The following is a 26151-nucleotide window of genomic DNA, read 5'->3' as shown; positions in this document are numbered from 1 at the left end:
TCAGCCGCCTTACTTTAACGATGAAAAGAAATATTGTAATTGCGTACATGATTATCATGACAGGAAGGAGATTTGCTCCTTTTTACCCTCGGAAGATTCAATATCCGGATTATTTTTCATTGTAATCACCTCCATATTATAACGGTTTACACAGGTGAAAGATTTCCAGTTATTTTAATTCGGCATGTCCAGATGATAGCACAATCGCTTTGGAATGAAAGCGCAGACACTTTTTCCTTGTTGGTTTTTCTTAAAATTTGTATAATAAATGAATATGAACAAGAAGGAGGTCAACTATGATAACAGCTACTTGGGATTGGTTATGGGACAAGCACGATCAAGCAAAAGATTTATTAAGCTTTTTCGTCCGGCCAAATTCGTCAAATATCGGTAAAACAGACAGCAGCTCAAAGGCCAAATCTTCGGGCGGAAATGGTGATGGAAATAAACGGAGTTATAAAACTCCACAGTTAATCGGACTATTTCTTGGACCAATTTTATTCATTTTAACTTTAACATTATTTTCACCTGAAGGGCTTTCTGGTGAAGGAAAGGGTGTTTTGGCCAGTACTATTTGGATCGCGGTCTGGTGGATGACTGAAGCTATCCCAATTCCCGCGACATCACTTTTGCCTATTATTCTATTTCCTTTAACTGGCGGATTGGATATCGGGGCAACCACGGCCTCTTATGGGGATGATACTATTTTTCTATTTATGGGTGGATTCATGATTGCCCTGGCAATGGAAAAATGGAATCTTCATAAGCGTATTGCACTTAGTATAATCTCAATGATTGGTACCAATACAGACCGGATTATTCTCGGATTTATGGTTGCAACAGGGTTTTTATCCATGTGGATTTCAAATACTGCAACAGCAATGATGATGGTCCCAATTGGCCTGGCAATCATTTATCAGGTGTCTGAGGCACTTAAAGATGATGATGCTGTTGATACGTCAAAAGAAAACTTTGGCTTCGGAAAGGCGCTGATGTTAGGTATTGCTTACTCTGCTTCTCTTGGTGGTATTGGTACACTAATCGGCACGCCGCCGAACACAGCATTAGCGGCTGCTATCGATAAATTTTACGGTGTCGAGTTATCATTCGCAAAATGGATGCTGTTCGGTGTACCAATTGCATGGATTTTTATTATTATCGCCTGGGTCTATCTTGTAAAAGTCGCATTTCCACTTAAAGTTAAAAAACTTCCAGGTGGCAGAGAGCTGATTCAATCGGAAAAAAAGAAGCTTGGTTCTGCATCATTTGAAGAAAAAGCTGTATTTGTAGTCTTTCTTCTTGCAGCACTGTCGTGGATAACACGATCATTTTTACTTGTACACATTAGTGAAAATATAAATGACGCAGTGATCGCAATGACATTTGCAATCGTTCTGTTCATCATTCCTTCGATCAACAAAAAAGGAGATCATCTTCTGGATTGGGACACTGCGGTTAAGCTTCCCTGGGGAATACTATTATTATTTGGTGGTGGTCTTGCAGTTGCCGCTGGATTTGTCGAATCAGGTTTATCGGAATGGATCGGAAACCAATTAAGTGCGCTTGAGGGTGTCAATTTATTAATTGTAATGCTAGTCGTTGCGACACTCGTTATCTTCTTGACGGAGTTAACATCGAATACTGCTACAGCTTCGATGATGTATCCAATTATGGCTTCCTTGGCCTTGGCACTTAACATTCACCCTTTTTCCGTGATGATTATTGCAGCTGTGGCCGCATCTTGTGCATTCATGCTGCCGGTTGCAACACCACCGAATGCTGTAGTTTTCGGATCAGGATATTTACGAATTCCAGATATGGCAAAAGCAGGATTTCTATTAAATATTGTCGGCATCATTTTAGTTACAGCTGCGGTCTATTTCTATCTCCCATTAGCATGGGGAATTGATTTATCGCATTTGCCAGATGCATTTAAAAATTAAGCTTAGATGACTCCACTTGTGTGGGGTCATTTTTTCGCGCATAATGTAAACCGTTATATATAAAAGGTTGACATATTCTGTCTGTTTCTTTTATGATTTGAGAGGTAAGTCTGAAAAAAGGAGAGTTTTATATGAGAGCAAAAGAAATAACATTTGTTGCCCTTTTTGCCTCCATAATGGGAGCATTAGGACTGGTTCCACCTTTAATGCTAAGCTTTACACCAGTACCAATAACACTGCAAACATTAGGTGTTCTCTTATCTGGCGGATTGCTTGGCGGGAGACTTGGAGCGTGGAGTCAAATGGTATTTTTACTTTTAGTGGCAGTTGGGATTCCTCTACTTTCCGGGGGAAGAGGCGGATTCGGTGTCTTTTTTGGACCAAGTGGCGGATACATTCTCTCCTATCCAATTACAGCATTCCTGATCGGTTATGTGTTACATAAAATCCCTCGACTAAGACTTTGGCATGTATTAGCATTTAATTTAACAGTAGGTATTTTCGTAATCTATTTGTTTGGTATTCCTTTTCAAGCGATGATTATGAATATATCAATCTCTCATGCTATTCAGCTTAGTTTAGTTTACCTGCCTGGAGATGTGATAAAAGCCATTATTGCTTCATTCCTTGTGGTGAAACTACATAAATATCCAATTTTTAATAACGCCAAAGCTGCCCGCGCAGGATAAGTCATTTTTTAATAGGGGGATGTCAAATGAATATTACTAGCACCTATACGGAACACGCTGCGGAGTTTCCAAATAAAACAGCCGTACAATTGGGCGATACAGAGATATCATATGGCAAATGGTCCAAATTGATTAACCAAACTGCAAACTGGTTTTATTCCCAGGGCACTGAAAAAAAGGTAGGTATTTTTTTTCCTAACTGTATTGAGTTCCTGCAGGTATATACAGGTGCTGCTGCGGCTGGATGGATTGCCATGCCACTTGATACAAAGTGGAAACCAGCCGAAATAGAGAAACGACTTCAGCATACTAGTCCAGCTCTTATTATAACAACGAAAAAATTGGCATCAAAAATAAAAATAGAAGATGTACCTATTGTCTGTTGGGAACAGGCGCAGGAAGAAATAACTATCGCTAGTTTTACAAATGTACCGGTAAATACAATAAATGACAAAGATTTTCATATTGGTTTCACATCTGGTTCAACAGGTGAGCCAAAGGCATTTACACGTTCCCATGCCTCATGGATTGCAAGTTTTGCATGTAATAAAAACGACTTTCATATGGACGCCGATGATCGTGTTCTTATTCCCGGGTCACTCGTTCATTCCCATTTTTTATATGGTGCTATTAGCACGCTATATCTAGGAGGGACAGTGCATCTGCAGCGAAAATTTTCTCCCGCAACGATCCTGAGGGCAATCTTCTCTGATAGTGTTTCCGTTGTTTATACCGTTCCAACAATGATTGAAGCAATGTTACGGGAAAACGTGCCGGTAACTAATTCATTTAAAATTATATCTTCTGGCGCGAAATGGGAGAAGAACTCCAAACAGCGGATGCGCAAATTATTTTCGGGAATGATCATGTACGAATTTTACGGGGCAAGCGAATTGAGCTTTGTTACCTCCCTTTCTGATCAGGAAAACATTAATAAACCGGCATCAGTCGGAAAGGCATGTCACAACGTGGAAATTCAAATCAGACAGGCAAATCAGGAGCTGGCATACAATCAGGAGACTGGTAAGATTTTCGTAAAAAGCCCGATGTTATTTTCTGGTTACACCACCCACCCTAACAAATTTCATAAGGATGATTGGTTCACTGTCGATGATATGGGATACCTGGATGAAGAAGGTTATCTGTATATCATAGGCCGTGAAAAAAATATCATTAATTATGGAGGAATTAATATCTTCCCGGAAGAAATAGAAAATGTGTTAATGATGCATACAGATGTATATGAGGCTGCTGTCACAAGTATTTCAAGTGATTATTGGGGTGAAGTTGCCGTCGCAATTATTGACGGCAGTACAAGCATATTGTCATTGAAAAGATGGTGCAAAGATTATCTGGCTTCTTATAAGGTACCCAGAAAGTGGATCATGAAAGAAAGCATCCCGCATACAATCAGTGGTAAGATTGCAAGAAAAGAACTTCATTTGATTGCAGAAAGAAGGTTGCTATCCAAATGCATAGAGCAGTAATTGTTCGGGCCAAGCGTACACCATTTGGACAGAAAAATGGCATGCTTGAATCCATGCAGCCGCAGGAACTTGCATCCCCGTTATTGGCTGATCTTGCAAGCGGATTTGAACCTGAGTTAGATGATGTCATATTAGGCAACGTCGTCGGCCCTGGTGGAAATATAGCAAGATTTTCTGCGCTCGAAGCGGGTTTGCCGCTTACACTGCCTGGAATGACTCTCGATCGTCAATGCAGCGCAGGGTTAGAAGCTATTCGCACCGCATGTTACTGGATTCAGGGTCATGCTGGCAGCTGTTATATCGCAGGTGGTATAGAGAGCGCAAGTACATCACCATATACAAAGCGGGCTCAATTTGCACCAGAGTCGATTGGTGATACAGATATGGGAATTGGTGCGGAAAATGTGGCACGAAACTTTGATATATCAAGACAAATGCAGGATGAATATACATTGATGAGCTACAAGCGGAGTTGGAATGCCTATCATAAAGGTTTAACTAGGGATGAAATTATCCCGATCCTGCACATGAATCAAGATGAAGCCTTCCTGAAACGGCGTAACATTGAGAGGTTAGTTGACCGTGCCAAACCGATATTTCTAAACGGGGGAACCGTGACGGCTGTGAACAGCTGTGGTATTCATGATGGGGGTAGTGCTGTACTTGTCATGGAAGAAACCATGGCCAAATCATACGGCCTTACGCCTGCACTGCGATTTGCTGGCAGTGCTGTAAGTGGTGTTCATCCCAATTCCCCTGGCATTGCGCCAGTTTATGCAATTAGAAAAATACTTGCGCAACATAATCTGTCAATTGCGGATATTGACCTGTTTGAAATAAATGAAGCATTTGCATCTAAAATCGCAGCATGCGCAAAGGAACTTCATATTCCTTATGAAAAATTGAATGTTAATGGCGGTGCATTAACAGTTGGGCATCCATATGCAGCATCTGGTTCCGCACTTGTGACAAGATTATTTTATGAAGCTAAACGGAATAAGAATTATACCTATGTAATTGCCGCAATAGGCAGCGCAGGCGGAATTGGAGTCGCAGTATTATTTGAGGTGATAAATTGAAGTCAGAAGAAAAAGTTGTTACTTTCACGGAAGAGCAAATAGTATTGTATCAGCGAATGTTAGGAGAAACCGATAAACGGGATAAATTAATTCTTCACTATACAATGCCCATGATCGCTTACCAGTGGGTCAACATTCCATGGACATTTAAGCCGCCAATCATCCACCGAAAACAACAATGTGTTATGCATACACCAATGGTCGCAAATGAAAAATACAGGGCCAGTGTAACCCTTGATAAACGATATACGCGAAAAGATGTTACCTTTAGCAAGCAGACACTACGCATTTGCACATTGCGGGGCACGCCTTGCTTTACGGGAACGATGGAGCTGGTCTCAGGGGGGCAGCCATGAACATGACAATTACGAAAGAGGATATTCGTAACTTTGCATCTATCGCGGGTGACCACAATCCTATTCACTTAAATGGTACTTATGCCAAACAGCATGGATACACAGGTGGAATAGTACATGGAATGCTAATAATGGCAAAGCTTTGGAACGTCCTATCAACAGAATATTTTTTTGGTAAAGAAACACTTGAAACTTATACCATGACATTTTCAGCACCTCTATACGCTGATGATGTCATGGCCATAGAGATAGGCGAAAAAAAGGACCTTTCTTATCCGTTCAAAGGGTTCGTTGAAAATCAACTAATCGTAAAAGGATCGTTGGAATTGCAAAAAGGCTGTAACGTAACTTCATAGGATTGTTAGCCCACCGCTGCGGAAAAACACGTTGCCGCTACGTCGCAGCAGTTTATATCAACAGCTAAGAAAATATCCGAACTACTTCAAAATCTAATTAAAGAATTTTGAATCATAGTTCGGATTTCCCTTTGACCAAACATTTTTGTCTCAGTCCTCTAATAACCCTTGTGCAATATATTCGCCTTTTTGGACGCCTTTTGGGCACGCAAATAACGCACTTCCTACATGTTTGGTATATTCATTTAAGTTGTCCCTCAAACTCATCTTTTTTAACATTGGTACGAACTGTTTGTCAGGATTTTTTTGATAGCTGATGAAAGCTAATCCCGCATCAATAGCACCCGTTCTCGGATTTACTCCATCTGTATACGAATAAGCGCGGCGGTATATTTCCTGACCGGTACTTTTCGCTAACCGCACATGTGAATTAGGTGGAAGCTTCTCTTCATTTACATGCGCGTGTTCTTCACTTTTACCATAGGCAGCCCCAGACAGTTTTTTTCGGCCAAATGTATCTTCCTGGTCTTTTAAAGAGGAGCGGTCCCACACCTCTAAAAACATCTGAATCCTACGAAATGCAAGGTATGATCCACCATTCATCCAATTCTGTTTATCGTCATCAACCCAAACAATCTGATTTAGTGCATCTTGATTGGTTGCTGGAACATTTGCGGAACCATCTTTGAACCCGAATAAATTACGAGGGGTCTCCCCTTTTGGTGCACTGATAAAACCGGATTGTAACCACTTCACTTCAGCCTTGCCGATTCCTGTTTTAATCATATTGCGGATTGCATGGAACGCTACCTGTTGATCCTCTGCACAAACCTGTACACACACATCCCCGCCAATATAAGGATCTTCTAACCCGTCTCTAGGCATGGCGGGAATTGGTTTTAGATGACGAGGCTTTTTCTTCAATATTCCATATCGGTCAACATCATCTTTTTCAAAAAATGATGAACCAAGTCCAAATGTAACGGTTAACTTTGCGGCCGTAAGACCTAGTGCTTCACCAGTATCTTTGGGTGGCAACCAATCATTCTCATAAGCATGTTCCACCTGCCCCGCGCTCATCACTGCGCTAAGTTGGGTCCATTGTTTAAACAAATCAATCACTTCTTGTTTCCGGTCAGTTTGCAGGTCAAAGGCAGCAACATAGGTATACGTCTGCTGTGGAGTAATGATTCCTGCCTGATGTTTGCCATAAAACGGAATCGTGTTATCCTTTTTTTTCGGTTGTTCAGCTGTGTCACCAAAGGCTTCCGTCATCGTGGCAATCGAGCCCAGCCCGCTCGCCCCAATTGCTATACCCGTTCCGGTAAGAAGGGACATCTTTATTATTTCCCGACGTGAAACCTTTTTTTCATCCATTGCAAAATCCTCCTATGAAAAGCGTAAGCGCCAAAGAGGCGCTTGCGCTAAAAATCTATTCACTGAAAAATAGCTGCGGTTTGGGCCATTTTTTCAGATAAAACGCTAAGTTTACTGCTTAAATCACGAATTTGTTCATCGGTTAATTCCGTGTAAAGTACGTATTCGCCGTTCTTCTTATACTGATTGAGCGTATCCATTAATGCGATAAATTGTTTATCTAACTGATCTGCAAGCTTGCTGTCCTTTTCCTGCAACGCCGGAATGATGGCATGATAGACTGCCTGTGAGCCCTCCACATTCGCAGCGAAATCCACTAAATCAATATGTGAATAACGTTCCTCTTCCCCGGTAATTTTAGAGATAGCTGCCTCATTCAGCAGTTCCATTGACCCAGCAACTACCTGAGTAGGACTTAAGTCCACTTGTTTCACTTTTTCCTGCAATGCAAGCACATCTTTGTTCAACTGATCTGCCACTTTATCCATACCTTCTAACGATTTATCTTTCCAAAGTGCTTTCTCAATCCTGTGAAAACCGCTCCAGTCAGCAGGTTCCACATCGGTTTCACGAGCGTCAATTTTAGGATCTAAGTCACCAAAGCTCTCCGCGATTGGTTCAATCCGTTCGTAAAAGACGCGGGCATCCGCATAAAGTTCTTTTGCTTTCTCTATCTTTCCGGCCTTAACAGCATCAGTAAATTCTTTTGTTGTTGCCACCAACTGCTCTGTTTGATCATTTACATATTCCCGGTAATTCTTCACCGCTTTATCCAGCAGTTCAGAACTTTTCATTGCTGTCTCTTTCGCATTTTCTAGTTTTCCAAGCGAATCTTGTAAACTACCTGCAAGCTCGATGACTTTATTTTGATCCATAGAGTCTGTCGTTACTTCTGTATATAGTGGCAGCAAATACTTTTCAACGTCTGTATAAAGAAGCGGATATGCATCCCTGATTTTATTCTCAGTTGTGAGCCATTGATCATTTAATTTTTCACCTATTTTTTTTACTTCGTCTTGCTTATTCTCTTTTGCAGCGGCTTGCAGATTAGCATTTATTTTCTGCAAGTCCTTCGCAAGTTCTTTTACGGAATCTGTTTCACTTGCCACAGATTCTTCATTTATTTTATCTGATTTTGTATTGTTTTCACCGCACGCTGCAAGCATGGTAATAAGTAAAGTGAGTGATAATAATAACCCCACCGTTTTTTTGAACTGCATTATATAGCCCTCCTGATTTTCAATTGACGAGCAGCAATCACAAAGACTGCTAGAATAATAATCATAAGCTGAGGCAGTGTACTGCTCCATGACGGATAGATGCCAAGGAATGATATGGTCGGAATCATCTCATTAATTGTTGATGGAATGTAACCTGCCAACTGCAGGCTATGAATCCCGGATCCCATAAACTTGATGCACATGTAAAACACAATCAAGCTTGAAACAAGGAAAAACGGCTTCAATGGCAGTTTTTTCCCAACTTTCAACATAAAGATGCCTATTACAGATAAAATTCCAAATCCTATAACAATCCCTAAAATAAGGTTTGAGATAGGCATGCGGTTAGCCATACCGATTAGGAAAATAACTGTTTCCATTCCTTCACGAAGAACGGCAAGAAAGGCAATCAGCGCGAAGGAAAACATCTTACCGCTGCTGAATGTTTTTTCCGTCTTCTTGCGTATGTAGGAATTCCAGCGCTGTACGTTAGAATGGCGATGCAGCCAATAACTAACATATAAAAGCATGATGCTGGCAAAAATCCCAGTAGCACCATTGATAATAAAGTTGTTTTCACCGAAGGAACTTGCGTTTAATAGAAAACTGACTGTAAATCCAATTGCAATGCTGACAAGTACTCCCAAACTTATGCCACCCCAAACCCAGCGCGCACCCTTCGTTTCCTTTCTTTTATTGGTGAACGCCAGAAGTGCACCGATTACGAGCAATGCTTCCAGCCCTTCTCGAATTGGAATAAGTGCCGCATCCCAAATTCCATATGAACTGTTTATAAATGGCTCCAGGTCTGTTTTCAATTCATTGACGGTCCCTAGCGCTTGATCTGTTTTACCCTTACCTACGTATCCTTCCAGCAATACTAGATTCCGTTCAGAGTTTGTATAAACCTGTTGTGATTTACTAACAATGTCTCCTTCAATTTCCAGCCAATTTGCACGCAATGATTTAACCTGCCCCGCTGCTTTCGCCAGATTATTTGATTCTATCGAGTCAGCCGTTTCGTTCAATTGCCGAATGTAGGAGCGAATGGTCACTTTTTCTGCAGAAGAACCATCCTTCTTTAGTTTACCGTTTTGATAATCAAGTAAAGTATTCTGTAAAGCTTGCAGTGATCCGAGTGTTTTATTCGCATTCCCATTTACCAGATCCAACGATACCGCTGCAATCTGGGATTGGATTTTAGAATAGACCGGCAGCGAACCCTCTCTAACTTCATTTTTGATGTCCACCCACTCTTTCTTGAATGATTGGAACGATTGATTCACTTTATCAAGGTCTTGTTTATTGGCGGCCGTTACCGCTTTTTTTATGTATAGAACAGTCTTTGACACATCTGCGTGATCCTGAATCGTTTCCGCAAATGCTACAGGCCCTGTTATTCCTGCGAAGATCAAGATTAGAAAGGCAATCATCAAAAAAAGTATTCGTTTGTACATGGCAATTACCTCCTTTTCGTAAATGATAACGATTATCAATATCATCATTATTATACGAAAAACTTTAAATGTCAACACAAAATTTTAGCAAGTTTACACTAACAAAGCGACGGGCATTAAGCCCATCGCTTTGTTAAGACAGTTACAAAAATAATATAAATAATTGGAAGTAAACCTGCGAACAGCACCAGGCCCAACCAGCCTGCTGCGCCATATAAGGGACCAACTGCTGTGCTGCCAAGCGCAACGCCAACATAATAGGACACAAGATATAAACTTGACGCACTGCCTTTATGATGTGTCGCCTGCTCACTGACTGATGCCGCTGATAGAGAGTGGGCTGTAAAGAATCCCAGGCAGCCAACACATAATCCAATAACCAGCATTACTAATGAATCACTTAACGTTAAGAATATACCTGTACCAAATGTGATCACACCACATATTCTTACGATTCGCAGCCCAAACTTACCCGCAAGCCATCCCGCAAAAGGTGATCCCACTACCCCTAACCCATAAGCAAAAAAGGTATAGGAAATAGCTTGTAAAGAAAGGGAAAATGGTGGACCATCCAGATAAAAGGGTAAATATGTCCAAAGACCAGTAAATGAAAATTGCAGAACAATACCAAGACCAAACACTAATAGCAGCCTAGGATTTTTTAAATGAAATAAAAACGCCTCAATGTCCCGCGAGAAAGAAAGGTTGGTTGCCTCAAACCGGTTTGATTTCGGTAACGTCAAAAATACAGCTATTAAAACAACAACACCCACAACGGCGAGGAAGTAAAAGGCAGTTTCCCATGCATAATGATCGGTTATATAACCAGTTACGACTCGTCCCATCATCCCGCCGAGGGCATTGCTTGAAATATACAATGCTACAGCAACACTTGCACTTCTTCGGTCAATCTCCTCACTGATATACGCAATCGATGCTGCCGGCAGACCTGCCAATGCAAATCCTTGTATAAACCGTAATAAGAGAAGGATGAAAAAAGAGTCTGTTAATGGTATTAGGAGAAATGGAATAATCGATCCGACCAATGCGAATTTAATATAAAACGTTCGCCCATTCCGGTCAGAAAGAAACCCTAACACGATTAACCCAATAATTAATCCAATAATAGTTAATGATATCGATAGGCTGGACGTAGAAACCGCAACACCAAATTGTTTAACAAATACCGGAAGCAGCGGTTGAACAGCATACATACTGGCAAAAACAAAGAAGGATGCTAATGCCAAACACATTGTTATTTTCCAAAAATAAAAGTCTTTTATTGTATATTGCATAGAACTCACCATCAATCAATAATTTCTTATTTTCCTGGAACTAATCCATTACAAACCTGTTCCGTCCTGCCCCGAACCCGAAAATTGCCACCAAGACCGCGACACCAATCAATGTAATCAACGGGACTGACCATGCGTGGGTAATATCAAATAAAAATCCAATAAACATTGGCCCAACCGCTGCCAGTGTGTAGCCAAGTGCCTGTGCCATTCCGGAAAGTTCTGCAGCCTGTCTGGCAGATCGTGCACGCATACCTAAAAAAGCCAAGGCAAGGCTGAAACTGCCGCTGAGAGCAATACCTATACAGATGATACTGACAATCATAATCGCATACGATTCGCCAAACAGCAGGCCGCTGTACCCGCAAATGGCGAAAGAAGTTAGTACAACCACAATTAGACTTTGTGATTTAAATTTATTTGCAATCACGGGAACAAAAAAGCTCGCCGGCAAACCAATAAATTGAGTAAAAGAAAGCATCCATCCAGCAGTTGCCATACTGACACCATAATCATGTAGAATTTCAGGAAGCCAGGAGACAGTTACATAAAACAAAAACGATTGTAAACCCATATAACAAGCAACCTGCCACGCGACACTAGAACGCCACATCTGATTATTAGCCGGCTGTACAAACTTCATCTCAACAGACTGTTCTGTTTTTCTTTGGTTGGTCAAATAGACCCAAATAATGATTCCGATGACAGCGGGTATTGTCCAAAATAATAATGCAAGCTGCCACCCCCAGTTTGCACTGTGAGCTAAAGGTACACTCAGCCCCGATGCTGTCGCGGCAAAGATTCCCATTGCTGTTGAATACAAACTTGTCATTAATGCAACTTTGGCAGGAAACTTTTCCTTGATAACACCCGGCAATAGTACATTACAAATGGCAATGCCAAGACCAATAAAAATGGTTCCGGCAAAGAGTAGAATCAACACTGAAGCGGAACGGATCATTAAACCAATAAATAATAAAATAAGTCCCATTAATAATGTCCGTTCATTACTATACCGATTTCCAAGTCTTGGAGCTAGCGGCGACATACACGCAAAAGCAATCAGCGGTAAACTTGTTAACAGGCCGACACTCCAGTTTGATAAGCCAATATCATCACGAATTATCCCGATTACAGGTCCAACTGATGTAATGGCTGGCCGAAGATTAAATGCCACAAATATGATACCAATAACCAACAATACCCGATAGAATCTCGTTGAATCCTTTTTCATCCTACTAATTTGTTCACCCATTCATTCGACATCCCTTAACCCATAAATGTGAAAAATAACTACCCCCTAATATATCACAGCCCAAGGTAATGAACATCATAAAATGATTGGTGTGCTATTGTAAATCGTTTTAGAAAATCTTGGCTTGTCGCCAAGAACTAATGGCGAAAGCCTTAGATTTTTTTATACTTTATACCGATAAAGATTTATGCTTTCTTAAAGTGTTAAAACGCTATTTTTAAAGATTGTTGTTTTTAACAACTAAATCTATCAACTACGGCGATAACAACAATCTATACGAAAAGGGCCTTTTTCAAAGGCTTCCAATAGACCTTTCTCATCAGCAGGTCTAAAATAAAAGAATAGGAGGGTATACATTTGAAAACAATCGGGCTTGTTGGTGGTATGAGTTGGGGATCGTCAGTAGAATATTATCGACAAATTAATCAGAAAGTCGGCAATCTGGTTGGCGGTCTAGTTTCCGCTGAATGCATTTTGTATAGTGTAAATTTCGATGAGGTAGAAAAGTTACAGCGAAATGGTCAATGGGAAAAAGCATCAGACATGTTATGCAATATCGCAAAAAAGTTGGAATTTGCTGGTGCTGATTGTATTGTTATTTGTACGAATACCATGCATAAAGTTGCAGATAAAGTAAAAGAGGTGCTTAACGTACCACTTATTCATATTGGGGATGCAACTGCGGAGGCGATATTAAAGGATAAAATTTCTAAAATCGGATTACTTGGAACGCGCTACACAATGGAGGGTGATTTTTACTATGATAAACTGGTTATCCGCGGAATCCAGGTTGTTACACCTGAAGAGATGGCGCGGAAAGAATTAAACCGAATTATTTTTGAGGAGTTATGTCAAGGGAGTTTTCAACAGAACTCCAAAGAAACAATTCAGGCAATGATTGAGGAATTGCGATTAGCAGGAGCTAAGGCGATTGTGCTTGGTTGCACGGAGATCCCATTGATTATTAAACAAGCAGATAGTTCATTGCCGATCTACAATACCTTGGACATACATGTATCAAAAGCTGTTGAATTTGCACTTAAATAATTAAGAAGACTGCCCAACGATAGGCAGCCTTCATTCATTCATATGCTTCTTTATGGCAGTATGTCAATCAAACCATCTAATGTGTCCATGATTAAATCGCCATCATTTGTAGACTTCTGTTCAGTATCACCTTCAGTTCCTTTATCCTTCTCAGTGGAGTCATCATGATTTGCTTCGCTTTCCGTCCCCTTCTGAGAATCATTTTTGCTTTCTTCGGAATTACTACTAGTATTTTCCTCTGCTTTATTATTTCCTTTATCCTTATCAGGTGCCTTCTGCGCTTCATCAGATTCCTTTTCTGTTTCTCCTTTCCCTGTCTTTGATTCCTCCGCCTTCCCTTCTGCTTGTTCATTTGAATTTTTTTCTGCTGATTCTTTCACATTTTCCTCTACCTGAATTTCTTTTAAATAATCAGTTAATGTTTCAACAAAACCTGCCGAATAGTTGGCATTTTCCTTATCTAATGTATTAACCTTGGTTTTTAAATCCTTCATGCTTTCTTTCAATGTTTTCATCTTGTCAATGATTGTTTGCTCTTTTTCCCTTAAATCATCAGCTTCCTCTTTGATAGATTTCATTTCGTCAGTAAATTTACCAAGTTTTTTCTTTAGATCTTCCTTTATGTTCTTATGATCTTGGTCTTTCGTTATTTCTTCTCCCTTTAACAATGAGGAATAGATTTCAGCCTGTTGTTTCTTATTCATTTTCTGTTCTTTATTGTCAACATCCTCTATTGTCTTTTTCTTAGCGGAAATACTTTTTTCTAATGATTGCTGCAGCTCAAAAATTTGATTTAATTCATCTAAAAATGCAACAAGTGCGTCATTCATTGATTCATATTCATCAGCTATAATCTTTGTCAAATTTGTTATCTGATCTAATTCTGAGCTTTTTGGTTCTGTTAATAATTTTGAAACAGACCTGATGGCTTCCTGTAGCTTAACAGCCCGATTGTCTTTTTCTATTTTCTTATGAGTTTCCGTTGCCTGAGCCAGTAATTGATTCAGCTGGTTCAATTGTTTTTCATCTTCAGTTATCCCATCTTCAGTTTCACTAAGCGATGCTTCCTCTTTTTCTATTTTCTTTAACATACGTTCCATTTCCTTTTTACTCATGGAATTGTCTTTTGCTACACGTCCACATTCACTCATCAAGCATGTTTCTACCGTCGCATTGGGCAGACTGATTTCATCTACAGTTTGTTCGGTTACAGTCATGGAGACATTTGATAGACATAACCAGCCAACCTTATTCGGTACGCATAACCCGCCAATATTAGGAAGCGTTCCACCTACCGTCTTTGCTTTTAGATTTTTGACAGGTATCGGACCGGGGGACTTTATTTTAATAACTAAGGGTTCTTGCCCCTTCTCCCTATTTAATACCTTTGTAATCATTAATCCATATATTTTGCCTTCACCAATTTCAACTTTCCCTTCCAAGGCCTGTAACAGATTTATTGTCCCCTCGACCTTTTCCGTTTCAATAATAAAGCCTCCGCCATTTCCATTATTCTCCTTCGCCTGCACTGAATCTGCTCCAACAAAGGATGGTAAAAATCCGCAAAAAAGCATGAAAATCAAACTAAGTGATAAAGCCTTATTAAATTTTCGTTTGTTTTTCATATGAATTCTCCTAAACTATTGTTCTATTTCAATTGCGTGCGTTATGACTTATGCTTGGGCAGCTTGTGCTTGCTTTTCCTTATCAGATGATTGTACTTTTTTCAAACCTCCGCCCTGTTTGCGCTGTTGGTTTTTTTGGTACACTACCTCTCTTCTCTCCCAGCCAATGCAAAGCGAACCGGCAATAATCCCGAGAATACTGCCAACTATAAAGCCGCCCAATGCTCCCATCACAGACAATACCGATAAAAATATCGAAATAACACCAAAAACTGTAGAAAACTGTGGGTATACATACGCAAAACTTCCGACAATTAATAGTAAGCCGCCAAATAAAAATCCTACAAATACAAGACTGCCAGGAATAAAGGCAATCGCGTATAAATGTATTGGAATATATAAAATCACAAGCGCAGCTAATACAGTTAACGTAGCTCCCCAAAACGGCCGGCGGTTTCTCCATCGTTTAAACCTACCAGCTTTCGATAGTTTCATATATTTACGCTGTAACTTTTCTTCTTTTTTTTCTGTCCTTTTAAGTGCCCATGCTTCTCTTTTATTCATCAAACATCCCTCTTTCGCTTGAGGTTTTATTTACGAGTGGTTTTTGGCTTATCAATTTTTTCAACTGATATTTTAGCCCCTTGTAAGCTAACTGCTTGCTGGAATAGATAATCTGTTACCAATGTGGCATCTTTAATCGTGATTGAATCAGCATTTTGTGACCAATTTTTTGTATAGTCATCAGTGTTTTTCTCCTTAATCGCCAGTTTATTAAAACTTAAATCGGCATCAATTAAGCGGGCATCCTGAATCAAGCCGCTGATTGTTGTTTTGCCATTAGCTCTGATATGGAAGCGAACCCATTGACCAGTAGGCATTTTAATATCTTTATAGATGTGCAAATTAGTAATCTCCACTTCATCAATTACATTTCGCACCATCGGCTCTGCATCAGAATTTCCTGTCTCACCCATATGTGGCATCAATTTAAATCCGGTTCCATTCAATTCATCAAACTCAACATAGAAGTCGCCAATTCCTCCAAGCGGCAAAGCAAATGCGGTTCCGGAAAAACCAAACACTGCAAGAAGCCCGCCTAGAGCTAAAAATCCGGTTAAAAAAGCAATTATAAACTTTTTCTTTATTGTTTTCCCTATTGTTAAATTTGTTTCTCTCTCCAACATAATCACCTCTATATAATTTTTTTCCATCACACACGTCTTACGCTTTCCCAACTGTACTTGGCAATTTTTCCCCTTTTGAATGACCATGATCATTCCTTATTCCAGGCATTTTACCGCCAGTCACTTTTTGACAGCGTTTACATTTTAACCTGACTTTCAGAATCAGTTTAAACTCTTTACCCTTTAATTTATCAAACTTAACATAAAGATCTTTCGTTCCCCTAAGAAAGCCCATAAATCCTGTTCCTTTATATTACATTTTACTGAATTGAATGAAAGTTCCTAAGTTAATTGTAGAATAAATACGGTGAAAATAAAACCCGACAAATATAGGTTATTTATTGCTGCTAGTTATTCACTGGTATGGTCCCGTTTAGTTCAACGGATTTCCCATGGCCAACTAATCCCGATTGAAAAATATAAAGATCCGGTACCCTCTCAATAAACAGTGATGATCCTCCCCCCTAAAAAAGTAGGATGGTTTAACAAATGGGTAACAACAAACCCGGTTTTTTTATTGTACTACAACACTAAAAATACTATAATGAATTAAATGTTAGCCGTATAATCTAAATTTTCTAATCACAGACTGTTCTTTTTCAAATCCGGTTCACTAACGTAAAGTAAGGAGGGGAATAGTCATGTCCCTTACATTAAATCGGCAGATGCATCTCATGTTTTGTAATGGTCTTGAACTTGTAAAATTATATAAACAACCTATCCTAAATGAATGGGACAGGATTCTGGTCCAACTCCAAAAAGCAGAAAAAAAGTCGGGCAGGAGCACTAAAATGACAATTGATTTCTTTTCGGAGCATTTATTTAATCTGACTATCAATGAATCTATGGAGGTTTCCTTGAAGGGGAAAATTCCGGATTCATTACAAACCAATCAATTTGTCATTAACCTGTTGGAAAATGCTGTACATAAAGTAATTCAATCGAAAAAGCTACAATCCCATCAGGATTACCAGGCAATTCAGTATTTATTTTCAATGTTGAGTGAATATATCTTAACCCAGCCTAATTATGAACAATTTACAATCGGGTCCTTCCTTAAGAATCTAGTATCCTCCAATCAGCTTCCAATTGAATGGGCAGCCATTTTGACTAAGCGAAATGATAAATTTTTTGTTGAACAATGGTTTAATAATCTAAGTCAGTCCCTGTTTCTTGAAAACGATGAAAAGACAGCAGATAGCATATATAACCTATCGGAACTATTACTTGGGGAAATGCCCAAGGAAAAGCAGGAAAACTACACCGTCCTGCCAATTCCTTATGAAAATGGGACACTATTAATCTGCACACTTCGCGAGAATGCCAGTCACTCTATTCCGTTCATTACCTATGCATTGCAAGTCTTTCAAAACGGAAAGGAATCACTAATAGCAACGAAGGAAGAACAACAATGGAAAGATTCAGTTATCATGTTTAATGAAAATATTATGCGCTCCCAAACATTCAACGAAGCCTGCGAAAATATTACAGAAGGATTTGTCAATTACTTACCATTTGAGCGCTGTGCGCTTTTTTCCTATTCGATGAATGACCAGATTGGTGTTGGGTTATTTGGACATCGCCTTAATAATAAAGCAATTCAAAGTATAACGGAAGAAATCGGAAATTTGCCTGTCATTCAGGACAGCTTGCAAATCCTGCAAGTTTTCGCCCAAAACATGAACTACCTGCAGCCGGTTTATGTAAAGGACGCTTCTTTAGGATTTCCGGAACAATACATTAAACAATTTGAATTACAATCAGTGGTCATTGCCCCCATCTTTACATCCGCTCATAAGCTGCTAGGTGCCGCTATACTTGATCAGGGAGCTGGAAAAGAATTCAAGATTTCCCAAGACACGTTTTCCGCCCTCATTAAGTTCGGACAAAGTGCTGGCGAAATTTTGCAGAAATATCATATAGAAAATCCAAAGCAGTCAAAAACAGAAGCTATCCATTTTTCACCGCGTGAAATCGAGGTTCTCAAGTTAATGGCGGAAGGTGCATCAACAAGTGAAGCTGCGAATTCCCTTAATTTGAGTGAATATACTGTACGGGATTATATATCTGCCATCATGCAAAAGATGGAAGCAAAAAACCGGACAGAAGCGGTTGCCAGAGCAATACGCGATGGACAAATTTAAACACAACATTAGAAAACTTAGCGTACGCCGGGCCTTTGGTGAATGCCTTAGTTGCACTTATGCAGAAAGAAATATGGAAATACATTCTTTACAGTTAAGAAAAGCTCAGGGCGCCCCGTTTAGAAGCGGACGCATAAGCAAGGGACCGTGGTTTAGCGTTCGTAGTGTCCATTGCTTATGAGGCAGCTTCTGGGCGCTGGAGCTAGACATATTTTCATTTATACTTTCTGATCAGTTAAGAAAAGCTTAGAGTGCCTGTTTAGCAACGTACAGACTCTGGAGTACGCCGCAATAGGACATAGACTAGAGGCACTGAACTGAAAACGGTGATTGATATGAGTACACTTAATTCAACCAAGGGCGTACTTCCAGCACTATGCATTCTCCTCGATAACTATTTTATTGATTTGCAGTGTTATATGCCGAAAGAATTCCTTGCAGCTTTAAAGCTAGTCCCACATTCCCTTTAACTTTAAGGCGCCCAGTCATAAATGCCTGGGTTCCATTTAATTGCCCGTTCGCAAGCTTTTCGAAGTCATTAGTTCTCATTTTCAACGTACAATCCGGCGTTTCCTGCTCCCCCTCAACCGAATAACCACCATCACTTTTAAGAATGAGCTGATATGTTCCACCCTCATTCCCATCCAGGTCAAATTGGTAGATAGCTTCCACACCTTTTGTACGACTAGGTTTCTCTTTTAATGCTTTGTCAATCCCATGAAAAATTTGCTTTACCTCTGCCATCCTATTTCCTCCCTGTAAATCCTTTTTTATTTAAGAACATTCAAATAATACATTTAGAAGCAAATGAATTATAGCCCGTATTACGTCGAGATTTTACCTGTCGAGTAATTAGTATCCCGAACTTTGTATGTATGCTAATATTGACCCCCTTCTATTAATCGACAGGCCAGTGCTTTCAAAAAACAAGACAGCCTTATCTTTACAAGGCTGTCCTGTCCTTATTGCTTTTATTTATGCTGGTTTAATATTCTGCCGGCCAACGCGTATAACACTACTGTTGATACAAAATGTGATGAATTATCATTTGTATCTTGCTGTGGATATACCTCCACATAATCCATTCCGCGAATTCCCAGCTTAGCAAACTCGTGCACCAGCTCTACTAATTCATAGGATGTTAATCCGTTGCCGTCAACAGGTCCACCAGGATTAAAGGCAAAATCCAATACATCACTGCAAATACTTAAGTAAACTGCTTCTGTTCCTTTACTTGCAATACTGTAGGCATCTCGGGCCAATTCAACCAAATTCTTTGATTGTCTAATTTCGCGTGATGAAATTGTGGTTGCCCCAACTTCATCCGCATACTTTCCTGTTTCGGGTTTATTCCTTGGGCCATGTATTCCCATATGCACTATGCTTTCATTCCGGACACTCTCACTCTCATAAATCCGGTGGAATGGTGTACTTCTAGCATATAAATCTCCCTCATAATCCGGGTGATTATCATAATGGGCATCCAGGTGGATAATACCGACTTGACCCTCTATTTCTTCACTTAACGCTTTTACAATAGGATATGTTATACCGTGATCTCCGCCAAATGCAACTGGAAACTTATCGGTTTTCCATACCTTGCTGGCAAAGTTTTCAATCCGGCGCATTGTTTCCTGCGTATCAGCTGGAACCACATCAACGTCGCCTAAATCGCCAAATAAATAATGTTCCTTTACGTCAATATGGTTTAACTCAGGTAAATATCCAGAATAGCGGGCTGAATTCAGGCGGATTACTTTTGGTCCAAGTTCACAGCCGGTATAATCACCCCATGTGACGGATCCTTCCCATGGTACACCGTAGATAAGAACATCGCGGTCGCTTGTGCTTTCATCATTAAGATTTACCTTTTTTCCATCCAAAAAACATGGTGTATTTCCATAAATCATTTCCTGACCCATTTACGATCACTCCCACATATATAATCTTTATTCTATCCTTATTGTCGCAAAAAACACAATTCGTTACAATTTTTTTGCAAGTTCCATAAAGATGCAGACTGCGTTATTTTCTATTCAAAAATACCCATTGGCCGTAAATGACCAATGGGTATGTGAAATAAACTAACTACTCCGCGACTGCCTGATTAAATTCCTCTTCCACCTCTGGATGTACTTTACCTAGCATGCTTACTATCCAAATCACAAGACATGCAAGGACGAAACCTGGTACAAGAGAATACAAGCCACCTACACCTAAAGCTGTTGCAATCGAAGGATAGATTTCCCACAGGATAACAGTTACCCCCCCAACAATCATACCAAGCAAGACTCCAAGGCTTGTTGTTCTTCTCCACCAAAGAGCAAAGATAACTGGTGGTCCGAATACAGAGCCGAAACCAGCCCATGCGTATGCTACAATACCCAGCACACTCTGACTGCCGGAAAATGCGATTGCTAGTGCAATACCTGCAATTACCACCGTTGCAATACGGCCTACCCAAACCAATTCTTTTCCTGAAGCTTTCTTACGGAAAAACGGCTTATAAAAGTCTTCTGCCAATGCACTGCAAGCAACGACTAACTGCGAATCCATTGTACTCATAATGGCCGCTAATACTGCTGCTAATAAGAAACCAGCTGTCCATGGGTCAAATACTGCAGGAATAAGCTGAATGAATACCTGTTCTGGATCAGCTAGCGGCGTTTCGCTTCCGAAGAAAACAATCCCTGCCAGTGCGACAAAAATTGCTCCCCATAAAGAGATCCCAATCCAGATCATTGCAATCATTTTTGCTTTTGGAACATCTTTTGTGCTGCGGATTCCCATAAAACGAGCAACGATATGTGGCTGGCCAGGGTACCCTAGCCCCCACGCTAACAAGGAAATAATTGCTATAAACCCGGCTGTCCCTGCACTTTGCCAGTAAACACCATTCCCAAAATCTGATGTAACACTGCTTGTTGCATACAATAAATCCGGATTAATGGACGAGAGCTTTTCCCATAATCCCGATAAGCCGCCAAGTTTGCCCCAAATCACGTATACCGGGGCGATAATCAATGCCAGAAACATAAGTGATCCTTGAATAAAGTCGGTGTAGCTTGCCGCAAGAAACCCACCCAAGAATGTATAAGCGATAACAACGATTGCTCCTATCCATAATCCTGATGAGAAACTCATACCATCAAAAATAGAAACGAATAATTTACCACTGGCAACAAGACCAGAAGCAACATAAATCATATAAAAAATAAGAATAAATAGGGCTGAAACCACGCGCAGTGAATGACTCTTATCACGGAAACGATTTTCAAAGAACTCCGGCAATGTTACAGAATCCCGTGAAACTTCCGTGTACCTGCGCAAGCGTTTTGCGATAAATTGCCAATTTAAATAAGCACCGACCGCAAGTCCTACGCCAATCCACATGCCATTAATTCCTGAAGCATAGACAGCACCAGGCAGACCTAGTAATAACCAACCACTAAAGTCACTCGCCTGTGCAGATAATGCAGCAACCCATGGATTTAAACTTCTTCCGCCAAGTATATAATCAGAAAGCGAACTTGTTTTACTATATGTCCACAAACCAATGATTAACATACCGATACAATAAATAGAAAAGGTAATAATGGCTTCCATTTGTTAATCACGACCCCTTTCGATTAAAAAAGTAATCACTCCAATAACCATTAAGGCTGTTATCGGAACATAAAGCCAAAACCAAGAAACAAATGGTAATGAGTCCATACTTTCTACCTCCCACAGTTTTTTAAATATTACTATTGTACTAAATAGCATATCAAATACAGAAAATTATATAAAATAATATGCCAGACTATTTTGTCGAATTACCAACCCCCCGTTTTCTTTTATACAGGCCTTATGGTTGAGCCTATTATATAAGTGCGGAAAATATTCCTTAGCAAAACACTAAAAATGCCGCTAACCGATTGTTAACGGTGCGCCAACTAGGAAAATGAATAATATGAGAATGAATTATCTTTTATTGCTATATGGTGAATCCGGGAATATAGTTCTAGATAATTGGGAATTGTAGTATTTCCCAGGAAATAGGCGGTTTTTGTTATTGTGCAGATGCAAAACCAGGATAAAATAACTATAAAGAAGGAGTTATGGGGTATAATTCTTTTCATTTAGCGAATTTGTGGTATACTATAGGTAGAAATGTGCATATAATATTTAGACCACAGTTGCAACTGTGGTCTAAATGATAAGCGTTCCCCCAGGGGATCAGCTATCCAATCTGAATAGACCTCTCCCAATCAACTGTTCCAAGGGTTAATAGGGAGGTCTATTTTTTATTGATCATTTTTTCAATAAGCGTCAACAACCCTATAATAAACGTGCCAAACGCAAACATAATCATAAACACTTCAAAAATGCTCAAAGGCTTCACCCCCTTTTTCAAAACTAGGGCTAGCCGACCAAACCTAAAAGAACCTTATCTAATTGTTAGTATAGCACAATAAATGGCATATAAACCACATATATGCGAACAAATGTTTGTATCGTAATCTAAGCACAAATTTTTGCTAGGCCTTTTGAATCACAACAAAACGGTATGCCAATTTCGCATACCGTTTTTAAGTGTTTTTATGAACCAGCAACAATATGAAAGCCGGAATCAACATGAAGTACTTCTCCTGTGATCCCTCGCGCCATTTCACTAAGTAAAAATAATGTTGCGTCGCCAACTTGATCATGATCAATATGTCGGCGCAGCGGTGCTTTTTCCTCGATAACTGATAATTTATCATTAAAGCCGGAAACACCTTTTGCAGATAATGTTCGAACAGGTCCCGCTGAAACTGCATTCACACGAATTCCAGCAGGGCCGACATCCTCGGCTAAGTAGCGTACACTGGCCTCAAGCGCAGCTTTTGCTACCCCCATCACATTATAATTTTTGACGACTCGTTCAGCGCCTAAATATGTTTGTGTTACAATGCCGCCGCCCTCCGTCATTAGTTTACGGGCTTCCCTTGTAACAGCGACAAGTGAATACGAACTAATATCCTGAGCTAATAAATAACCATTTCGTGAGGTGTTGATAAAGTCACCATTTAAGTCATCACGATCCGCAAATGCAACTGAATGGACAACTCCGTGAATAACTCCAACATGTTCACCAATTTCTTCAAATGCTGCTTTGATACTTTCATCATCAGCGACATCACACGATACCAAAAGAGAATCGTGTATATCATTTTCATTTAAAAGCTTCTCCAACTTCTTTTTCGAACGCTCTTGACGATTAGTGAAAATCAGGTTTGCTCCTGCATTATGCAGAGACTTCGCTATCCCCCAGGCGATACTTCGGTTGTTTGCCACACCCATAACAACAATATTTTTTCCATCCATTAATCCGTTCATATGTGTACCTCCATTATTTACTGCATGTCCATGCACGTATGTATAACTTTATTGTAATATATTTTGAGGTAAAGTGAAACTTCCGTGCTATGTTAAGCCGACTCCTTGAAAAAGAAACCCACTTTTTCTGCGTGCGATGTATCTCTAGGAAACATTCCTTGTCCTGTGGAAGCAGAAGCCTCGATGAGACCCCGGAGTGCGTAGATAATAAGGGCTAACTAAAACCGCCCTTTGCGGGCAACGTCGGCATACCCCTTGCCGGGGCAAGGAGGCTCATCAGCTTCCCACGGAAAGTGTTTTCCCGCAGCGGTGGATTAATACTCATATAAAGTTACGTCGCAGTTTTTATCAACTACGAGGATACATTAGCAACAATCTAAGCGAAAATAGCCTTTTAAAAAGAAAAAGAGGCATGCGCGCCAGCGCCGTCTCTTCTTCTTATTTTATCCTTTAAGCGCACCCTCCATCATTCCTTTAACAATCCAGCGCTGGAAGATTGCATAGATAATCATTACAGGAATAATCGCAATCGATAAACCTGCAAATAACGCTCCCCAGGCGTTCGTGTATTGTGCCTCTCTGTTCATTAAATCCATTGCTAATCCAAGTGTATAATTCCCGTCCGTTTGCAGGAAAATCAATGCCATAAAATACTCATTCCAGAACGTTACCGCATTCATGATTGATACCGTGATGATTCCTGTTGTCATTAATGGTGTAACTACTTTTAAAAGAATACCATATTGTGACATACCATCAATAGCGGCTGCCTCCTCCAATTCCCTTGGGATACCACTCATAAAGCTTGTTAAAATAAATATACTGAAAGGAATTTGCGTAACTGCATAGATAAGGGATAAAGCCCATAAGTTATCCAGCATATTGAACTTTAATAAAAGGAAAAACAATGGGATCCATCCAAGTACCATTGGAATCATCATTGCTGATAGGTACGTATTAAATAAAATTTTGCTGGAACGAAATTTAATCCGTTCAATGGCATAAGAGGTTGGTATAGCAAACACTAAACATAATACCGTTCCTAACACCGTCACGAGTAAACTATTTAAAAAACTAGAACCGATATTGTAGTCTGTCCACGCTGTGATAAAATTGCCAAAATTAAACGTCTCTGGCAGACCCCATGGTGAAGCAAAAATTTCGCCATTTGATTTAAACGCTCCCAGGAACATCCAAATAATCGGATATAAAACTATCAATGACCAGACAATTAACGGAATTCGAATAACGCTTTTCATTAATAGCTTACTTATTTTCTGTGTCATACTATTCCTCCTAGTATTCAACCTTATCTCGTCTTAACAGGAATTGTAATACAAGTACTGTAGCCAGAGATAAGATCAAAATCATTACACCGATCGTAGCCCCATATCCAAAGTTATATTCGGTGAAAGCCTCCTGATAAAGATAAGATCCCATTACTTGTGTTGCATTGTTTGGGCCACCTCTTGTCATGACCTGCACAATAATAAAGGAACCATTTAATGTTGTAATTACAATGTATAAGATTGATGTTTTAATTTGCGGCCAAACAAGCGGGACAGTTATTCGCCAAAATTGCTGCCAGCTGCTTGCTCCATCAATATCAGCAGCCTCATACATACTTTTTGGCACATTTGCGATTCCACCCATCAATAAAAGCATAAATAATCCGATGCCTGCCCATACGGATGGCAGCACTAAAGCGGACAGTGCAAAGTCAATATCCCCAAGCCACGGCCTCGTCCAACTCTCCAAGCCAATAGCCTTTAATCCAGAATTTATTAAACCTAAATCAGGATTGAAAATAAATGTCCATAATATACCAATAACAACGACGGACATGATATTTGGAAAAAAGAAAATGATTCGGTAAAAAGGAGATTCCTTTAGTCTAAGCTGTGTGATAGCTACAGCAAAGTAAGTGGCCAATACCATAATTCCAAGCACTTTGGCAAACACAAGAAAATAATCATGCCAAATGGTCTTAGGTATGATTGGATCACTAAACAGTGTCATGTAATTCTCTAAACCGATAAACTCCTTCTCTCCCCCGGCTCCGGACCATTCAAAGAAAGATAAATAAAGGCCATTCAGTAAAGGATAAATCGTAAAAATCCCAAAGACTACTAATGTAGGGAGCAGGCAAAAAAGGAGGAACATCATTTTTTTACTTTTGGACTGAACCATTCGCGTCCCTCTTTCTATTAAAAGTTAGAAAAGGATGTAAAGGCAGGAACCTGCCCTTACATCCCTGTTTTTCCAGTTAACTA

General features: G+C 39.9%; 24 protein-coding genes. 8 read left to right on the top strand and 16 right to left on the bottom strand.

Annotated features, from left to right (window positions below; translation table 11 throughout):
• Positions 1-296: 296 nt before the first annotated feature.
• The 6 genes from CFK37_RS11310 (at position 297) to CFK37_RS11285 (ending at position 5910) form a co-directional block, all read left to right on the top strand.
• A complete protein-coding gene (locus CFK37_RS11310; protein WP_089061948.1) occupies positions 297-1943 on the top strand; it encodes an SLC13 family permease in 1647 nt (548 codons plus the stop codon).
• 131 nt (positions 1944-2074) lie between these two features.
• Positions 2075-2632, top strand: a complete 558-nt coding sequence (locus CFK37_RS11305) for a biotin transporter BioY (RefSeq protein ID WP_089061947.1) — start codon at positions 2075-2077, stop codon at positions 2630-2632.
• Between the two features lie 26 nt (positions 2633-2658).
• On the top strand, positions 2659-4119 hold the full coding sequence (locus CFK37_RS11300) for an AMP-binding protein (RefSeq protein ID WP_089061946.1): 1461 nt from the start codon (positions 2659-2661) through the stop codon (positions 4117-4119).
• Positions 4104-5198 (top strand): acetyl-CoA C-acyltransferase, encoded by a 1095-nt coding sequence (locus tag CFK37_RS11295; RefSeq protein ID WP_089061945.1) that lies wholly within the window; start codon positions 4104-4106, stop codon positions 5196-5198. The genes CFK37_RS11300 and CFK37_RS11295 overlap by 16 nt, the downstream gene beginning before the upstream one ends.
• Positions 5195-5554, top strand: a complete 360-nt coding sequence (locus tag CFK37_RS11290) for a hypothetical protein (protein WP_089061944.1) — start codon at positions 5195-5197, stop codon at positions 5552-5554. Before CFK37_RS11295 ends, CFK37_RS11290 begins: the two co-directional genes overlap by 4 nt.
• Positions 5551-5910, top strand: a complete 360-nt coding sequence (locus CFK37_RS11285; RefSeq protein ID WP_089061943.1) for a MaoC family dehydratase — start codon at positions 5551-5553, stop codon at positions 5908-5910. The genes CFK37_RS11290 and CFK37_RS11285 overlap by 4 nt, the downstream gene beginning before the upstream one ends.
• Before the next feature lie 150 nt (positions 5911-6060).
• Here CFK37_RS11285 and efeB read toward each other — a convergent pair whose 3' ends face one another.
• The 5 genes from efeB to CFK37_RS11260 form a co-directional block, all read right to left on the bottom strand.
• Positions 6061-7287, bottom strand: coding sequence for an iron uptake transporter deferrochelatase/peroxidase subunit (gene efeB, locus CFK37_RS11280; protein WP_089061942.1), 1227 nt, complete (start codon positions 7285-7287; stop codon positions 6061-6063).
• A gap of 59 nt (positions 7288-7346) precedes the next feature.
• Positions 7347-8507, bottom strand: a complete 1161-nt coding sequence (gene efeO, locus CFK37_RS11275; RefSeq protein WP_089061941.1) for an iron uptake system protein EfeO — start codon at positions 8505-8507, stop codon at positions 7347-7349.
• Positions 8507-9964, bottom strand: coding sequence for an FTR1 family protein (locus CFK37_RS11270; RefSeq protein ID WP_089061940.1), 1458 nt, complete (start codon positions 9962-9964; stop codon positions 8507-8509). The genes efeO and CFK37_RS11270 overlap by 1 nt, the downstream gene beginning before the upstream one ends.
• 116 nt (positions 9965-10080) lie before the next feature.
• Positions 10081-11268, bottom strand: a complete 1188-nt coding sequence (locus tag CFK37_RS11265) for an MFS transporter (RefSeq protein ID WP_425445386.1) — start codon at positions 11266-11268, stop codon at positions 10081-10083.
• A gap of 31 nt (positions 11269-11299) precedes the next feature.
• Positions 11300-12514, bottom strand: a complete 1215-nt coding sequence (locus tag CFK37_RS11260) for a CynX/NimT family MFS transporter (protein ID WP_245837213.1) — start codon at positions 12512-12514, stop codon at positions 11300-11302.
• A 357-nt stretch (positions 12515-12871) separates the two neighbouring features.
• Between CFK37_RS11260 and CFK37_RS11255 the strand changes: the two genes are divergently transcribed.
• The gene (locus tag CFK37_RS11255) at positions 12872-13561 is read left to right on the top strand and encodes an aspartate/glutamate racemase family protein (protein ID WP_089061938.1); all 690 of its coding nucleotides are present in this window, start codon (positions 12872-12874) and stop codon (positions 13559-13561) included.
• Positions 13562-13611: 50 nt separating this feature from the next.
• On the opposite strand, the gene CFK37_RS11250 is transcribed toward CFK37_RS11255, so the two are convergent.
• Genes CFK37_RS11250 through CFK37_RS11235 form a run of 4 tightly spaced genes read right to left on the bottom strand, consistent with a single transcriptional unit; the run spans position 13612 to position 16608 of the window.
• Positions 13612-15186, bottom strand: a complete 1575-nt coding sequence (locus CFK37_RS11250) for a hypothetical protein (RefSeq protein ID WP_089061937.1) — start codon at positions 15184-15186, stop codon at positions 13612-13614.
• A 48-nt stretch (positions 15187-15234) separates the two neighbouring features.
• On the bottom strand, positions 15235-15750 hold the full coding sequence (locus CFK37_RS11245; protein ID WP_216639609.1) for a DUF6114 domain-containing protein: 516 nt from the start codon (positions 15748-15750) through the stop codon (positions 15235-15237).
• Between the two features lie 26 nt (positions 15751-15776).
• Positions 15777-16400: a DUF6230 family protein gene (locus tag CFK37_RS11240; RefSeq protein ID WP_245837212.1), complete on the bottom strand. Its 624-nt coding sequence runs from the start codon at positions 16398-16400 to the stop codon at positions 15777-15779.
• Positions 16401-16410: 10 nt separating this feature from the next.
• Positions 16411-16608, bottom strand: a complete 198-nt coding sequence (locus tag CFK37_RS11235; RefSeq protein WP_089061936.1) for a hypothetical protein — start codon at positions 16606-16608, stop codon at positions 16411-16413.
• A 406-nt stretch (positions 16609-17014) separates the two neighbouring features.
• Between CFK37_RS11235 and CFK37_RS11230 the strand changes: the two genes are divergently transcribed.
• On the top strand, positions 17015-18517 hold the full coding sequence (locus CFK37_RS11230) for a response regulator transcription factor (protein ID WP_089061935.1): 1503 nt from the start codon (positions 17015-17017) through the stop codon (positions 18515-18517).
• A 399-nt stretch (positions 18518-18916) separates the two neighbouring features.
• Here the strand turns inward: CFK37_RS11230 and CFK37_RS11225 are convergent, their stop codons facing one another.
• From CFK37_RS11225 to CFK37_RS11195, 7 genes are all read right to left on the bottom strand, one after another.
• Entirely contained in the window at positions 18917-19261 is a 345-nt protein-coding gene (locus CFK37_RS11225) for an SCP2 sterol-binding domain-containing protein (RefSeq protein WP_089061934.1), read from the bottom strand.
• 227 nt (positions 19262-19488) lie between these two features.
• On the bottom strand, positions 19489-20439 hold the full coding sequence (locus CFK37_RS11220) for an agmatinase family protein (RefSeq protein ID WP_089061933.1): 951 nt from the start codon (positions 20437-20439) through the stop codon (positions 19489-19491).
• 166 nt (positions 20440-20605) lie between these two features.
• Complete coding sequence (gene putP / locus CFK37_RS11215; RefSeq protein WP_089061932.1) at positions 20606-22123, bottom strand: sodium/proline symporter PutP; 1518 nt, start codon at positions 22121-22123, stop codon at positions 20606-20608.
• A 673-nt stretch (positions 22124-22796) separates the two neighbouring features.
• On the bottom strand, positions 22797-22892 hold the full coding sequence (locus CFK37_RS11210; RefSeq protein ID WP_089061931.1) for a putative holin-like toxin: 96 nt from the start codon (positions 22890-22892) through the stop codon (positions 22797-22799).
• A gap of 206 nt (positions 22893-23098) precedes the next feature.
• On the bottom strand, positions 23099-23878 hold the full coding sequence (gene fabI / locus CFK37_RS11205; protein WP_089061930.1) for an enoyl-ACP reductase FabI: 780 nt from the start codon (positions 23876-23878) through the stop codon (positions 23099-23101).
• A 443-nt stretch (positions 23879-24321) separates the two neighbouring features.
• A complete protein-coding gene (locus tag CFK37_RS11200) occupies positions 24322-25164 on the bottom strand; it encodes a carbohydrate ABC transporter permease (protein WP_089061929.1) in 843 nt (280 codons plus the stop codon).
• Between the two features lie 10 nt (positions 25165-25174).
• The gene (locus tag CFK37_RS11195) at positions 25175-26068 is read right to left on the bottom strand and encodes a carbohydrate ABC transporter permease (protein WP_089061928.1); all 894 of its coding nucleotides are present in this window, start codon (positions 26066-26068) and stop codon (positions 25175-25177) included.
• Positions 26069-26151: the final 83 nt, after the last annotated feature.

Origin of the sequence: Virgibacillus phasianinus (assembly GCF_002216775.1) — a bacterium.
Classification (GTDB): domain Bacteria; phylum Bacillota; class Bacilli; order Bacillales; family Amphibacillaceae; genus Virgibacillus_F; species Virgibacillus_F phasianinus.
The sequence above is the reverse complement of the archived record's forward strand: the minus strand, read 5'-3'. Positions and strand labels throughout refer to the sequence as shown.

What these genes read in the sequence shown, in the direction of transcription:
- CFK37_RS11240 (WP_245837212.1), bottom strand. Translation starts at nt 16,400, where the DNA reads ATGGAAAAAAATTATATAGAGGTGATTATGTTGGAGAGAGAAACAAAT.
- CFK37_RS11295 (WP_089061945.1), top strand. Translation starts at nt 4,104, where the DNA reads ATGCATAGAGCAGTAATTGTTCGGGCCAAGCGTACACCATTTGGACAG.
- CFK37_RS11220 (WP_089061933.1), bottom strand. Translation starts at nt 20,439, where the DNA reads ATGGGTCAGGAAATGATTTATGGAAATACACCATGTTTTTTGGATGGA.
- CFK37_RS11260 (WP_245837213.1), bottom strand. Translation starts at nt 12,514, where the DNA reads ATGGGTGAACAAATTAGTAGGATGAAAAAGGATTCAACGAGATTCTAT.
- CFK37_RS11230 (WP_089061935.1), top strand. Translation starts at nt 17,015, where the DNA reads ATGTCCCTTACATTAAATCGGCAGATGCATCTCATGTTTTGTAATGGT.
- CFK37_RS11305 (WP_089061947.1), top strand. Translation starts at nt 2,075, where the DNA reads ATGAGAGCAAAAGAAATAACATTTGTTGCCCTTTTTGCCTCCATAATG.
- CFK37_RS11225 (WP_089061934.1), bottom strand. Translation starts at nt 19,261, where the DNA reads ATGGCAGAGGTAAAGCAAATTTTTCATGGGATTGACAAAGCATTAAAA.
- CFK37_RS11300 (WP_089061946.1), top strand. Translation starts at nt 2,659, where the DNA reads ATGAATATTACTAGCACCTATACGGAACACGCTGCGGAGTTTCCAAAT.
- fabI (WP_089061930.1), bottom strand. Translation starts at nt 23,878, where the DNA reads ATGAACGGATTAATGGATGGAAAAAATATTGTTGTTATGGGTGTGGCA.
- putP (WP_089061932.1), bottom strand. Translation starts at nt 22,123, where the DNA reads ATGGAAGCCATTATTACCTTTTCTATTTATTGTATCGGTATGTTAATC.
- CFK37_RS11235 (WP_089061936.1), bottom strand. Translation starts at nt 16,608, where the DNA reads ATGGGCTTTCTTAGGGGAACGAAAGATCTTTATGTTAAGTTTGATAAA.
- CFK37_RS11200 (WP_089061929.1), bottom strand. Translation starts at nt 25,164, where the DNA reads ATGACACAGAAAATAAGTAAGCTATTAATGAAAAGCGTTATTCGAATT.
- efeB (WP_089061942.1), bottom strand. Translation starts at nt 7,287, where the DNA reads ATGGATGAAAAAAAGGTTTCACGTCGGGAAATAATAAAGATGTCCCTT.
- CFK37_RS11310 (WP_089061948.1), top strand. Translation starts at nt 297, where the DNA reads ATGATAACAGCTACTTGGGATTGGTTATGGGACAAGCACGATCAAGCA.
- CFK37_RS11250 (WP_089061937.1), bottom strand. Translation starts at nt 15,186, where the DNA reads ATGAAAAACAAACGAAAATTTAATAAGGCTTTATCACTTAGTTTGATT.
- CFK37_RS11195 (WP_089061928.1), bottom strand. Translation starts at nt 26,068, where the DNA reads ATGGTTCAGTCCAAAAGTAAAAAAATGATGTTCCTCCTTTTTTGCCTG.
- CFK37_RS11245 (WP_216639609.1), bottom strand. Translation starts at nt 15,750, where the DNA reads ATGAATAAAAGAGAAGCATGGGCACTTAAAAGGACAGAAAAAAAAGAA.
- CFK37_RS11270 (WP_089061940.1), bottom strand. Translation starts at nt 9,964, where the DNA reads ATGTACAAACGAATACTTTTTTTGATGATTGCCTTTCTAATCTTGATC.
- efeO (WP_089061941.1), bottom strand. Translation starts at nt 8,507, where the DNA reads ATGCAGTTCAAAAAAACGGTGGGGTTATTATTATCACTCACTTTACTT.
- CFK37_RS11285 (WP_089061943.1), top strand. Translation starts at nt 5,551, where the DNA reads ATGAACATGACAATTACGAAAGAGGATATTCGTAACTTTGCATCTATC.